The 11,921-nt window shown below is 37.8% G+C and carries 14 protein-coding genes and 1 riboswitch; of the genes, 6 read left to right on the forward strand and 8 right to left on the reverse strand.

Annotated elements, in window-relative coordinates:
- Positions 1-103: 103 nt before the first annotated feature.
- Positions 104-205: riboswitch (TPP riboswitch) on the reverse strand.
- A 162-nt stretch (positions 206-367) separates the two neighbouring features.
- From AC0KUU_RS26640 to AC0KUU_RS26650, 3 genes are read right to left on the reverse strand one after another with little or no spacing between them, the layout of a single operon-like run.
- The gene (locus AC0KUU_RS26640; RefSeq protein ID WP_013055279.1) at positions 368-583 is read right to left on the reverse strand and encodes a hypothetical protein; all 216 of its coding nucleotides are present in this window, start codon (positions 581-583) and stop codon (positions 368-370) included.
- 47 nt (positions 584-630) lie between these two features.
- Positions 631-1,020, reverse strand: a complete 390-nt coding sequence (gene crcB, locus AC0KUU_RS26645) for a fluoride efflux transporter CrcB (RefSeq protein ID WP_043981699.1) — start codon at positions 1,018-1,020, stop codon at positions 631-633.
- Positions 1,021-1,419, reverse strand: a complete 399-nt coding sequence (locus tag AC0KUU_RS26650; RefSeq protein ID WP_322552484.1) for a fluoride efflux transporter FluC — start codon at positions 1,417-1,419, stop codon at positions 1,021-1,023.
- A 341-nt stretch (positions 1,420-1,760) separates the two neighbouring features.
- Between AC0KUU_RS26650 and AC0KUU_RS26655 the strand changes: the two genes are divergently transcribed.
- Genes AC0KUU_RS26655 through AC0KUU_RS26665 form a run of 3 tightly spaced genes read left to right on the forward strand, consistent with a single transcriptional unit; the run spans position 1,761 to position 4,035 of the window.
- A complete protein-coding gene (locus AC0KUU_RS26655) occupies positions 1,761-2,582 on the forward strand; it encodes an amino acid ABC transporter substrate-binding protein (RefSeq protein WP_013081647.1) in 822 nt (273 codons plus the stop codon).
- Complete coding sequence (locus tag AC0KUU_RS26660; RefSeq protein ID WP_043981697.1) at positions 2,566-3,270, forward strand: amino acid ABC transporter permease; 705 nt, start codon at positions 2,566-2,568, stop codon at positions 3,268-3,270. The genes AC0KUU_RS26655 and AC0KUU_RS26660 overlap by 17 nt, the downstream gene beginning before the upstream one ends.
- Before the next feature lie 30 nt (positions 3,271-3,300).
- Entirely contained in the window at positions 3,301-4,035 is a 735-nt protein-coding gene (locus AC0KUU_RS26665; RefSeq protein WP_043981696.1) for an amino acid ABC transporter ATP-binding protein, read from the forward strand.
- 34 nt (positions 4,036-4,069) lie between these two features.
- Here the strand turns inward: AC0KUU_RS26665 and AC0KUU_RS26670 are convergent, their stop codons facing one another.
- Complete coding sequence (locus AC0KUU_RS26670; RefSeq protein ID WP_043981695.1) at positions 4,070-5,014, reverse strand: nucleoside hydrolase; 945 nt, start codon at positions 5,012-5,014, stop codon at positions 4,070-4,072.
- 179 nt (positions 5,015-5,193) lie between these two features.
- Between AC0KUU_RS26670 and AC0KUU_RS26675 the strand changes: the two genes are divergently transcribed.
- Entirely contained in the window at positions 5,194-6,189 is a 996-nt protein-coding gene (locus AC0KUU_RS26675; RefSeq protein WP_043981694.1) for an NADPH:quinone oxidoreductase family protein, read from the forward strand.
- A gap of 52 nt (positions 6,190-6,241) precedes the next feature.
- On the opposite strand, the gene AC0KUU_RS26680 is transcribed toward AC0KUU_RS26675, so the two are convergent.
- The 3 genes from AC0KUU_RS26680 to AC0KUU_RS26690 all read right to left on the reverse strand — a co-directional run bounded on the left by AC0KUU_RS26680 (position 6,242) and on the right by AC0KUU_RS26690 (position 8,602).
- Positions 6,242-6,673, reverse strand: a complete 432-nt coding sequence (locus AC0KUU_RS26680; RefSeq protein ID WP_043981693.1) for an Rrf2 family transcriptional regulator — start codon at positions 6,671-6,673, stop codon at positions 6,242-6,244.
- Positions 6,674-6,739: 66 nt separating this feature from the next.
- Positions 6,740-7,069, reverse strand: coding sequence for an antibiotic biosynthesis monooxygenase family protein (locus AC0KUU_RS26685; RefSeq protein WP_043981692.1), 330 nt, complete (start codon positions 7,067-7,069; stop codon positions 6,740-6,742).
- 123 nt (positions 7,070-7,192) lie between these two features.
- Positions 7,193-8,602 (reverse strand): SpoVR family protein, encoded by a 1,410-nt coding sequence (locus AC0KUU_RS26690; RefSeq protein ID WP_013055269.1) that lies wholly within the window; start codon positions 8,600-8,602, stop codon positions 7,193-7,195.
- A 321-nt stretch (positions 8,603-8,923) separates the two neighbouring features.
- Between AC0KUU_RS26690 and AC0KUU_RS26695 the strand changes: the two genes are divergently transcribed.
- Together AC0KUU_RS26695 and AC0KUU_RS26700 are read left to right on the forward strand one after the other, a co-directional pair.
- Positions 8,924-9,175 carry a YhdB family protein gene (locus AC0KUU_RS26695; protein ID WP_013055267.1) on the forward strand — a complete coding sequence of 84 codons (252 nt, stop codon included), beginning with the start codon at positions 8,924-8,926 and terminating at the stop codon, positions 9,173-9,175.
- A gap of 210 nt (positions 9,176-9,385) precedes the next feature.
- The gene (locus AC0KUU_RS26700; protein WP_028410248.1) at positions 9,386-9,997 is read left to right on the forward strand and encodes a biotin transporter BioY; all 612 of its coding nucleotides are present in this window, start codon (positions 9,386-9,388) and stop codon (positions 9,995-9,997) included.
- Positions 9,998-10,031: 34 nt separating this feature from the next.
- Here AC0KUU_RS26700 and AC0KUU_RS26705 read toward each other — a convergent pair whose 3' ends face one another.
- Positions 10,032-11,786, reverse strand: a complete 1,755-nt coding sequence (locus AC0KUU_RS26705) for a phospho-sugar mutase (protein WP_047931542.1) — start codon at positions 11,784-11,786, stop codon at positions 10,032-10,034.
- Positions 11,787-11,921: the final 135 nt, after the last annotated feature.

Genomic DNA, 11,921 nt, shown 5'->3' on the forward strand with positions numbered 1-11,921 from the left:
TCAGAATAAAAAGAAATTTCAACCACTTCATCTTGTGTAGAGGGCTTTATTACATACAAAAAAACCACTCTACAACGTAGAGTGGTTAGCATGCATCGTTATGTAAACATGATCGCCACTTCCCTACGCTGGTACAAACCAGATCAGGTTCAAAGGGTCCGAAATACATTCGTCTCAGCTTCAAAAAGCTCCCCTAGTGATTGCTATTTATTGATTTTGTTTTCGCACTTAAAATTATAACACAACTAGATGTAAATACAATATCTCTTTATGCTCTTACGGCTCTCTTCCTTTTATAGATGTATCTTTTAAGCTTCTTTACTAAGTAAGAGGTCCGGCGCACCGCATCATTCTGCTTTTTATATGATTAGTAATCGGTATAGTCGTCAAATTCTTCCTTGTCTTTTTCCTTTTTCCGATCCCATATAAACAGCAGGAGTAACATAATAAAAGTTAGAATATAAAAACCGTAAAAAATAAATGCCGCCACAACATTTATAAATAAAAATAAAAAACCGATGATCTGACCTGCAACAGCTACAATCAACAAAATGTATTTCCAAACTTCTGCTTTTCTATCCATTCTCTACTTCTCCGTCTTTTTGTTTTTCCCTACTAGAAACGTTCTCTTTACTTAAATAAAAACGTTCCTGCCAGTAAACCGACTGTAAATAAACCAACTGTTCCCAATGCTGAAATCCCCACGTACGCCAGCATTTTCCGATAAGATTTTTCTCGAATTAACTGTACGGTTTCCACACTGAACGTTGAAAAAGTGGTAAAGGCACCAAAAAAACCAATGCCAATCATTAAAAATATTGAATCATCATAAGCATGACTCGGAACCTTTCCATAATAACTACCGTAAAAAAGACCAAGCCCAAACGCACCAAGCAAGTTTACAAACAGCATTGATACTGGAAAAGGAGGGTTTGAAACTGTTTTTGTAACTTTTAAACCCAAAAGATAACGGCATATTCCTCCAGCTGCCCCGCCAAGTGCCAAGCTCACTATGCTCATTTACTTCACCTCATGTACTTTCACTAAATTTTTCCCTGCCGCTTCACCGCATAGATAGCCTGCTAAAGCAAGAAGGATTCCACCTACAAAAGAGACCATTACATAAATGGCTCCCCAAAATAAATGGTGCTGAGTGAGAGAAATGACGTCTCCTGCAAACGTTGAATACGTTGTAAAACCGCCGCATACGCCAACTCCTAGTCCAAGCTTTATCCATTCTTTTGGCTTTTTCCACACAAAAAATCCTGTTAATAGGCCTAGTATGAAGCTTCCTAATAGGTTTTCAATTACCGTTCCTATTGGATAGCCCGTATATAATAAGGAAAGATTCAGCAAATAACGTGCATATGTACCAGCGATAGCACCAAAGGCAATTGAGATTAAGTTTATGGCTTTCATCATATCGCTCCGTTTCATAAATTCTTCTTTAAGTGTACCATAAGGAATTTATTTCTACCTTAACATTTAACTATATGTTTATTGCACCAAAAGTCATGAAAAAATGAAAGAGAAAATCGTCGCATGAAACTTCCTTTTTACTCCTCAAATCTCCCTTAAAAATCCACTTAATCCAAATTTTAAAACCTTTCTGTATCCTTATGACAAACCGTGTATAGAAGGTATATTTCCCTTATTTTAAGTCACATTAATCGTATAAGTTTTTTTTGTTGACTTTTGCTGTGTTCTTGTTTAGTATCACAGAGTATCATTTCCTATCAGAATACTAGGGGGTTTAGAAAATGAAGAAATTTGCTGCACTTTTGTCGCTACTATTAGCTTTCACAGTTGTGCTTGCCGCATGCGGTTCTAGCTCAAAAAATGAAGCAAACAATGGAGACAATAAATCTTCACAAGAGGATTTATATAATAAAGTGAAAAAAGATGGCGTATTAACAATTGGAACTGAAGGTACATACCCTCCGTTCACTTTTCATGATGACAAACAAAAGCTAACTGGGTTTGATGTAGAATTGGCTCAAGAAGTAGCTAAACGTCTTGGCGTAAAAGCTGAGTTCAAAGAAACACAGTGGGATGGCATGTTTGCCGGATTAGATGCTAAACGCTTTGACATGATTGCTAACGAAGTGGGTATTCGTGAAGATCGTCAAAAGAAATACGATTTCTCTGATCCATACATCCAGTCAGGCGCTGTATTAATTGTTCGTAAAGACGAAAAAGATATCAAATCATTTAAAGATTTAAAAGGAAAAAAATCAGCGCAGTCATTAACAAGTAACTATAAAGACATGGCTCAATCTTATGGTGCAAACATTACGAGTGCTGAAGGTTTTGCTCAAGCAGTAGAACTAATGAGCGCAAACCGTGTTGATGCTACAATCAACGATAAATTATCGTTCCTTGACTATAAGAAAAAACACCCTAACGCACCTATCAAAATCGCGGATGAAAAATCCGATGGTGCTGCAAGCGGCTTTATGTTTAGAAAAGACAGCGGTAAGTTAGTGGATGAAGTAAACAAAGCATTGAAAGATATGAAAAAAGACGGAACATACGCAAAAATTTCTAAGAAATGGTTTGGCGAAGATGTTTCTCCTAAATAATATTTTTCCTGATGGAGAGCGATTGAATCAATTGATTTCAATCGCTCAATCATCTCTCTTACCAATGCTAAAGGGAGCTATTCAATATTCTATTCCACTAACATTAATAAGCTTTGCCATAGGCATTGTGTTAGCTGTTTTAACAGCACTTGCTCGCTTGTCGTCAAGTAAGGTATTAAACATGATTGCACGTGTATATGTCTCAATTATTCGTGGAACGCCTTTGCTTGTGCAATTATTTATCATTTTCTACGGATTACCTAACTTAGATATAACAATTGATCCATTTATCTCTGCTGTTATTGGATTTTCATTAAGTGTAGGTGCTTATGCATCTGAAATTATCCGAGCAGCAATTCAATCTATTCCTAAAGGACAGTGGGAAGCTGGCTACTCACTTGGTATGACCTATTCCCAAGCGTTAAGACGGATTATCTTACCGCAAGCAGCACGTGTATCGATTCCGCCATTATCTAACTCTTTTATTAGTCTTATTAAAGACACGTCACTTGCATCGCTTATTCTTGTTTCTGAAATGTTCCGTCAAGCTCAAGAAATTGCTTCAACTAACTATGAGTTTTTACTTCTTTATAGTGAAGCAGCGCTCTTGTACTGGATTATGTGCACAATCTTATCCATTATCCAAGGACGCATTGAAATAAGACTAGATCGTTACGTATCTAAATAACCGTTTCAAGTAGCTAAAGGAGTTTTTTATATGATTAATATCAAAAATTTGCATAAATCATTCGGTGATTTGCAAGTATTAAAAGGGATTGATTTGGAAGTTGAACAGGGCAAGGTAATTGTATTAATTGGCCCTTCTGGATCCGGTAAAACAACTTTTTTACGTTGCTTAAATCTGTTAGAAATCCCAACAGACGGTACGATTGAACTTGATAAAAAAAGCATGAATTTTACCAAGCCTGTTCGTAAAAAAGACATTACTTCATTTCGAAGCCTAACAGGTATGGTCTTTCAAAACTATAACTTATTTCCTCATAAAACTGCACTTGAAAATGTTATGGAAGGTCCTGTAATTGTAAAAGGTGTTTCCACTCAAGAAGCAGAAAAAAGAGGGAAAGAATTATTAACACGAGTTGGCTTAGGAGACAAGCTCGACTTTTATCCTTTCCAGCTGTCTGGCGGACAACAACAGCGCGTTGGCATCGCCAGAGCAATGGCGATGGACCCAAAAGTTATGCTGTTTGATGAGCCTACTTCAGCTCTTGATCCTGAGCTTGTAGGAGACGTTCTTCAAGCCATGAAAGACTTGGCAAAAGAAGGAATGACGATGGTGGTGGTAACTCACGAAATGCGCTTTGCCCGTGAAGTAGCGGATGAAGTTATTTTTATGGATCAAGGCGTCATTATGGAAAGAGGGACACCAGATAAAATATTTTCAAATCCTCAACAAGAGCGGACACGTCAATTCTTGAATATGATTCATTAAAAAGGTTGCACACTTTCATGTGCAACCTTTTTCTTTATTTAGCTACTGCTTTTTTCATCAAATCTGTAATGTACGTAAAGAATGCTTCAGCTGTGACATCATATACGACATCTACAGGTCGTCCCTCTTCGGAAATTTCTGTTCTTCCTTGGCTCGGTGTTTCTGTATGCACAATACTCGAAACGGTTTTTACCTTCACAAGTGTTGAATTCCCTGTAAATGCTGTTGTGAGTACATCCCACAAATAATATGTTGAATTGGTTTCAACGTGTACAAGCGGCGGGCAAGCCGCGTAGCACTGCCCTACAAAGTCTACTCCTTCATATCTTCGAAGTGAAGCCCACATTTGACGAATAGCGGGCGTTAAGGGAACTTGATTCGTGCTTTCTAAAGCAACCATCTCAATTTTAATTTTGCTTTTCCATACTTTCGCTACTGCTTCTGGATCCCAAAAAGCATTCCACTCCGCCGTTCCATCATGTTCGGGCTCTTGCACGTTTCCTACTTCTTGAAATGTACCGCCCATCCATACTAACTTGTCAATTTTCTTTTCTATTTCCGGCGCTTTTTCCAATGCTCTTGCTAAATCTGTTAACGGTCCTGTAAACAATAAAGTTGTTTTCCCGGCTGTGTGCTGCAATGTCTCGATTAAATGATCATGAGCAGGGAGCTGACTTATTTTTGTTTGTACTTCCCCTTTTTCATTTAAAATCGGCAGTGCATCTACATAAAACGTATGCATGCGCCACTCCTTTGGAAATGGATTCATACCGCGTGAAGTAGATTTAGCGACCTCAATATCATAACTTCCAAAACGATCAATAATCTTTTGGCTTGCGCTGATACCTGGCTCTAGATATCCGTCAGCGGGAATAACAGATACCCCTGTTACCTTTACATCATCCATTTTCAGCAGTAAAAAAAGCGATACTAAATCATCAATGCCTGCATCATGGTTAAAATATATGTTTGTGCTCATTTCTCTTCTCCTCTTTTCTATGTATTGCTAACTAATAGCTATACCGCTATTTTATAATGAAATAATCTCTTTCGTAATCAAAGTATTAGGAACTTCTTTTACTATTTTCTATAATGGGTATAGAAATAAGGTAGTCTATGTATAGATATATACATCTCATTATAGAAAGGAGAAATAAAATGGAGCAATCATTTTCAGCATTAATCGTAGATAAAAAAAGTGAAGAGCAAGTGGAGGCGTCCGTCCAAGAACTGACGCTAAACGATTTGCCAGAAGGCGATGTACTTATTCGCGTTCATTATTCAGGGGTGAATTATAAAGATAGCTTAGCCAGCATCGCAAACGGAAATATTGTGACAAGCTACCCATTTGTTCCAGGAATCGACCTAGCAGGAGTTGTTTTATCTTCTGACAGCCCTGATTTTAAAGAAGGTGATCATGTCATTGCAACAAGCTATGACATTGGCGTATCACACTTTGGAGGCTATAGTGAGTATGCGCGCATACGCAGCGAATGGATTGTCCCTCTCCCTGAAAATTTAACGTTAAAAGAAGCAATGATTATCGGAACAGCTGGCTTTACAGCTGCTTTATCTGTGCATCGCTTAGAGGAAAACCATACTAGTCCATCTAATGGCTCTGTGCTTGTAACAGGCGCTACGGGAGGTGTAGGAAGCTTTGCGGTTGCCATTCTTTCAAAATTAGGCTACACAGTGGAAGCAAGTACGGGAAAAAGCTCGGAAGCAGCTTATTTGAAAGAGCTTGGCGCTTCCTCTATTGTAGCGCGTGAAGATGTTTATAACGGCAAATTAAAAGCATTAGGCAAGGAAAAATGGGCCGCTGCGGTGGATCCTGTGGGCGGAGAGCCTCTAGCTTCTGTTCTCAGTCAAATTCAGTACGGAGGCTCTGTAGCGGTCAGCGGGCTAACGGCTGGAGGCAAAGTGCCAACAACAGTCTTTCCCTTCATTTTAAGAGGGATTAATTTATTAGGTATCGATTCTGTTTACTGTCCAATGCCTACTCGAAAAGAGATTTGGAATAGACTTGCTAATGACTTTAAGCCTGAAAGCTTCGAACCTTTCATTCAGCAAGAAATTTCACTACAACAGCTCCCTGAGGTACTTCCGACTTTATTAAAAGGACAAGCTCGAGGACGAACAATTGTGAAGCTATAAAAAAATGGAGAAACCTAGGTTTCTCCGTTTTTTTACGAACAGAAGCATGTTATTATGCATCTATTTTTGCTATTAAATCCGTCACTAATTCTTTCATGGTCACATTGGCTAAGACTTGTTCCATGGCATCTTGAGAACGTTTTAAAATCAATTCAAGAACACTTTGAATATTGGCTCCTACAGGACACTCCACATTCGGATTTTCATGCATTTGAAACAATTCTCCTTCTTCCACTGCCGCCACCGCTCGATAAACGTCTAGCAACGTTATCTCTTCTAGATCTTTCAATAGATAAGCTCCGCCAGCTCCGGCTTTTACACCTACGAGTCCAGCTTTCTTTAACATCCCAATTACTCGTCTTATAACAACAGGATTTGTATTTACACTGCTAGCAATCCACTCTGAAGTACTAGGATGACTGCTATCTACTTTAATTAAAGATAGTATGTGAACGGCCACGGTGAATCGACTGCTAATTTTCATTGCTCTCACTCCTATTTTGTTGTAATCATTATAGTTACAACATTTATGAAAGTCAAGCATGCTTTTTTAGGAAAGAATGTCCTCTTCTACCGCCTCATAAAAACGCAGCGTTTTCTTGATTTCCATAGCTTCAGAAAATGCTTTCGTTTTCTTTTTATTCGCTTCTTTATGTTCGTTCACATGTTCCTCTCTTGAGATCCACGCTTGAAAGAACTGCTTGTCTTCCCACTTCGATACAAAGACATATTCAACTTTATCTGCAGAATCTTTTTTCCAGCATTCGAACGATAAATTTCCTTTGGCTGCCTCAATTTCTGTTTTGTTTTTCTTAGCTTTTTGCGTGAGCTGTTCTTCAAATTTCTTTTCTGTTTCAAAACTTGCGTTTACAACAAACATCTTATCTTCCTTTCTAAATGAAAGTAATTCTCATTCGATTATTGCATAGTAATTTTATTTTTTCAATTTATATGGATAAGTTACAGAAGCCCAAAAAGACCGCTGTTTAAGCGGTCTTCTTTTTTACAAATGTTTTCTATGCACTGTTTTTCCATCATACGTAAAGGCGATTGGCTTGCCTTCCATTACCGTTTCTAAATGAACGGGGCGGCCCCAAAGCTGATGAACGTACGGTACCACTTTTTCTAAGTATTTGACATCTAATTCAATTCCTTCATACCAATGTTTTAAATAGAGCTCTCCATTTTTTAGATAGTCTCCATTGGTTACTGTGATATAAGGAAATCCGCCGTTTACGCGCATATTAACAAGCTGATCTCTAACTTCTGTCCACTCTTTGTCAACGATTTTATAGTCTTTTCCTTGTTTTTGGAATAAGTACATATCCTCTCGCATGACTAAATCTTTTGTTAAGTAATTGCGAATAAAGGAAATATCTGATTCAACCTCACGTACCTCAAACATCTTCTCTCTTCCTGATCCCGGCTCCACGCCCCGGCGAATCATATCTTCTGTTGGATTATTGTAGCGTTCTTCAATGTCTTCAAAGATTTTTAAACCTAAATAATATGGATTGATTCCCGTCTTAGAGGGCTGCACAACTCCTGCATTTAGCTTGGCGAATTCTATCGCTTCATCACTCGTTAAGTCCATTTCTCGAATAATGCGCTGATGCCAGAAAGAAGCCCAGCCTTCATTCATAATTTTTGTTTCAAGCTGCGGCCAGAAATAAAGCATTTCTTCTCGCATCATCGTTAAAATATCCCGCTGCCAGTCCTCTAAATAAGGACTGTATTCTTCGATAAATAATAAGATGTCTTTTTCAGGCTGAGGCGGAAATTTTTTAAAAGATTTTGGAGGTTTTGGTTTTTTCTTTTCTTTATAATCCAAATTCCATAAATCATCGTAAGGAGAAATGATTTCTTCTTCCGATGATTCTACATCATCTATGCTCCAAGAAAGCTTGGCACGCATAAGAGACGGATCAATATGTTCCTGAATCGATAGGACAGCATCCAAAAACTTTTCTACTTCACGCTTACCGTGCTTTACTTCGTATTCTTTAATTCGATCAGCGGTCGCTGCCATACTTTCTACCATATCCCGTTTAGTGTTGGCAAAACGGCTGTTATTTTTAAAGAAGTCACAGTGGGCTAACACGTGAGCTACAATTAATTTATTCTGAATAAGCGCATTGGAATCCAATAAAAATGCATAACAAGGATCTGAATTGATAACTAATTCATAAATTTTACTCAATCCAAGATCGTAGTGTAATTTCATTTTGTAAAATTGTTTTCCAAAGCTCCAATGTGAAAAACGAGTTGGCATCCCATATGCACCAAACGTATAAATAATATCTGCCGGGCAAATTTCATAGCGCATCGGATAAAAATCTAAGCCGAAACCGCTAGCTATTTCCGTAATTTCATCAATCGCACGGTATAATTGCTTATAATCTGCTTCTTTCACGACAGCTCCCCCTTTCACTCCTTACTTCAATCTATGTACAAACATGCCAATTCATGTGTTTTCATCAAAAAGAAGCTTTATTTTTTCAAGAAAAGGGGATTTTTATTTAGTTGTCTTAAATAATGGATGTAATATAACTGTTATGCTGCATCATTCTTTGCCTTTCTTATCATTTATAGGGTCCTGTACGTTTATTCTTCTTGCATAATGACTACAACCTCTTTTAATTATGCACTGGTCTTTTGCCCAACATTTACAGCGTAAGAATTCCCGCAAATATCATACACTAATTTCAACTCCTCAAAAGGAGGAACGTTATTAATGGATGTAATTGATTATGATCGAGCTTTATATTACACACACCGTTCACAATGGGATAACTTATTAATTTTAATGGTTCGAACAGACGACGATTTTCTTTCAAAAAAGATTGAACATTTTTTGCACGCCTACAATTTTGAACGAAACTACCGCATCATTCAAGAAGAGCTTTATTCTTTACTACGCTACATTGATCATGCAACGGAATATTCGGAGCACAACCCGGAGCTTCTGGAAGAATCATTGTACTAGTATTTTTGATACACACACTTGGACAAAGAAGGGATGAATTCCCTTCTTTATTTTTTTATGTTGCACTAAAAATATGCATACTTTATTTCAAAAAACATCAAATAATATATGTAAACACATTTATTTTTATCGTTGACATAAAAGTGGATTCGACGTACAATCTTCAGTACATACGCTAAGATATTTCAGTACATACTGGGAGGAACATATATGAGTACTAATAAAAGGTTTCGCACATTAGATTTAACGCTAGCTGGTATGTTTGCGGCTCTTATGGCTATTGGTGCAAACATTACTTCTTGGGCACCTTTTTTACAAGTAGGCGGCGTGCCTCTTTCACTTCAGCCTTTTTTTGTTATATTAGCAGGACTTTTACTTGGGAGCAGAATGGGTTCTATTTCAATGATTGTATACGTATTAATTGGCATTGCCGGCGCCCCAGTATTTGCTCAATTTAAAGCAGGAATTGGTATTTTATTTGGAAGCACTGGCGGCTTTTTGCTTTCTTATATCGTAGCAGCATTTATCACAGGAAAAATTATGGAGATGCGCGGCAAGCCAACTTTTTCTATCTTTTTAATTTCATCACTAGTTGGTATTGCCGTTATTTATTTAATAGGTACGACGTATATGTATGCAGCGGTTAATTACTGGCTTGAAGCTCCTGCAATGACATATGCAGCCGCTTGGAAGATTATGTCGTGGTTTGCGGTAAAGGATCTTATTTTTACTGTTCTTGGGGCTATGCTTGCTCCGAAAATTTATAAAGCCCTACGATCTTCTTCGTATTTGTCAAATACGCAATCAAATAAAGTATCATAAAAGAAGCCTGCTCAAGTTTGAGCAGGCTTTACTTTTATACCGTTTTCACTTTATCTAATACACGTTCTACTTCACCCATTACAGCTGTTTGTACAGCTTCTAAATGAGCAATGCTCGTTGCTTCATCTTCTGACACGACGCCAAAATAGAACTTCACCTTTGGCTCTGTACCAGATGGACGAAGGCAGAACCAAGAACCGTCTTCTAAGATATATTTTAATACATTTGATTTTGGCAATGTAATTTCTTCTACTTTCCCTGCTTTAATATGCTGACGCTCACTTAATGTATAATCCTCTACAACCGAAACATTTAATCCTGCAATGTCAGTAGGAGGTTCATTTCTAAATGTAGCCAAAATATGCTGAATTTGCTCAGATCCTTCTTTTCCTTTAAGCGTTAAAGATTTCAGACCTTCACGATAGAAACCATATTTAGTAAACACTTGCTGAAGCGCTTCATATAGCGTCATGCCCTGCTTTTTATAATAAGCACAAGCTTCTACTGCTAGAATGGCTGCTTGTACAGCGTCTTTGTCACGAGCAAAGTCACCAATTAAATAGCCGTAGCTTTCTTCATAACCGAATTGGAATGTATACTCGCCTGTTTGCTCATATTGCTTAATTTTTTCACCGATAAATTTAAAACCTGTTAGAGTGTCAACAACTTGCAGTCCAAATGAACGAGCAATTTGTGCGCCGATTTCTGACGTTACAATCGTTTTTAACACAACGCCATTAGCAGGCAGCACGCCTTTTTCTTTCTTTTGAGAAAGCAAATAGTGAAGCAATAAAGCACCCGTTTGGTTTCCTGTTAATAACGCATATTCGCCGCTTGGATCTTTGACAGCAATTCCTAAACGGTCTGCATCTGGATCCGTTGCGATTAAGATATCTGCATCAATTTCTTTTCCTTTACGAACAGCATATTCAAACGCAGCTGGTTCTTCAGGATTCGGAGATTTAACCGTCGAGAAATTTGGATCAGGAAGTTCTTGTTCTTCAATAACCGTGACATTTTCGTAACCGATGGATTGAAGCGCGTTGCGAACTGGCTTATTAGCTGTACCATGTAGAGGTGTAAAAACCACTTTTAAATCTTTACCTGTTTCAGAAGCTAGCTCTGGATTAATTAAAATCGTTTTTAGTTTCTCATTGTATGCTTCGTCAATCGCTGAACCAATCATTTCAATAAGACCTTTTTCTTTTAGCTCCGCTTCAGATTGAACAGCTAATGTAAGTTCATTTTCCACAGCATTTACAAAGCCAACTAGTTCATCAGCTTCTTTTGGCGGCAGCTGACCACCGTCTGGACCATATACTTTGTATCCGTTATATTCAGGAGGATTGTGGCTCGCTGTAATAACAATACCTCCAAATGCGTTTAACTCACGCACTGCAAATGAAAGTTCAGGTGTTGGTCTTAGCTCTTCAAATACATACGTTTTAATTCCGTGACTTGCTAATGTTTTTGCTGCTTCCATTGCAAATTCAGGGGATTTGTGGCGAGAATCATACGCAATGACTACTCCTTGGTTAATAGCTTCTTCGCCAGCTTGTTTAATGTACTCAGCAAAGCCTTCGGAAGCTTTTCGGATTGTATACGTATTCATACGGTTTGTACCGGCTCCAATTTCCCCACGCATTCCGCCTGTTCCAAATTCCAATGTTTTGTAAAAACTATCTTCTAATTGTTTTTCATCACCTTTGATTGCGTCTAAATTTTGACGTAATTCAGGATCTAAATTTGGATAATTAATCCAAGATGTATACGTTTCTTTCCAACTCATAAAAAAAAGCCCCCTTATATAGATGTAAATATGTATGAAAAGAGAAAAACGAGTAACCGTCTTTCTCTTTTTTTAACAGTCATATTATATTTCTTCGTCAAAATTTGACTTCCTGCTATTATATTATGGCTGTAT

The sequence above is a fragment of the Priestia sp. ST2 genome (genome assembly GCF_055810735.1).

What these genes read in the sequence shown, in the direction of transcription:
- AC0KUU_RS26675 (WP_043981694.1), top strand. Translation starts at nt 5,194, where the DNA reads ATGGAGCAATCATTTTCAGCATTAATCGTAGATAAAAAAAGTGAAGAG.
- AC0KUU_RS26685 (WP_043981692.1), bottom strand. Translation starts at nt 7,069, where the DNA reads ATGTTTGTTGTAAACGCAAGTTTTGAAACAGAAAAGAAATTTGAAGAA.
- AC0KUU_RS26700 (WP_028410248.1), top strand. Translation starts at nt 9,386, where the DNA reads ATGAGTACTAATAAAAGGTTTCGCACATTAGATTTAACGCTAGCTGGT.
- AC0KUU_RS26655 (WP_013081647.1), top strand. Translation starts at nt 1,761, where the DNA reads ATGAAGAAATTTGCTGCACTTTTGTCGCTACTATTAGCTTTCACAGTT.
- AC0KUU_RS26695 (WP_013055267.1), top strand. Translation starts at nt 8,924, where the DNA reads ATGGATGTAATTGATTATGATCGAGCTTTATATTACACACACCGTTCA.
- AC0KUU_RS26670 (WP_043981695.1), bottom strand. Translation starts at nt 5,014, where the DNA reads ATGAGCACAAACATATATTTTAACCATGATGCAGGCATTGATGATTTA.
- AC0KUU_RS26650 (WP_322552484.1), bottom strand. Translation starts at nt 1,419, where the DNA reads ATGAAAGCCATAAACTTAATCTCAATTGCCTTTGGTGCTATCGCTGGT.
- crcB (WP_043981699.1), bottom strand. Translation starts at nt 1,020, where the DNA reads ATGAGCATAGTGAGCTTGGCACTTGGCGGGGCAGCTGGAGGAATATGC.
- AC0KUU_RS26680 (WP_043981693.1), bottom strand. Translation starts at nt 6,673, where the DNA reads ATGAAAATTAGCAGTCGATTCACCGTGGCCGTTCACATACTATCTTTA.
- AC0KUU_RS26665 (WP_043981696.1), top strand. Translation starts at nt 3,301, where the DNA reads ATGATTAATATCAAAAATTTGCATAAATCATTCGGTGATTTGCAAGTA.
- AC0KUU_RS26705 (WP_047931542.1), bottom strand. Translation starts at nt 11,786, where the DNA reads ATGAGTTGGAAAGAAACGTATACATCTTGGATTAATTATCCAAATTTA.
- AC0KUU_RS26640 (WP_013055279.1), bottom strand. Translation starts at nt 583, where the DNA reads ATGGATAGAAAAGCAGAAGTTTGGAAATACATTTTGTTGATTGTAGCT.
- AC0KUU_RS26660 (WP_043981697.1), top strand. Translation starts at nt 2,566, where the DNA reads ATGTTTCTCCTAAATAATATTTTTCCTGATGGAGAGCGATTGAATCAA.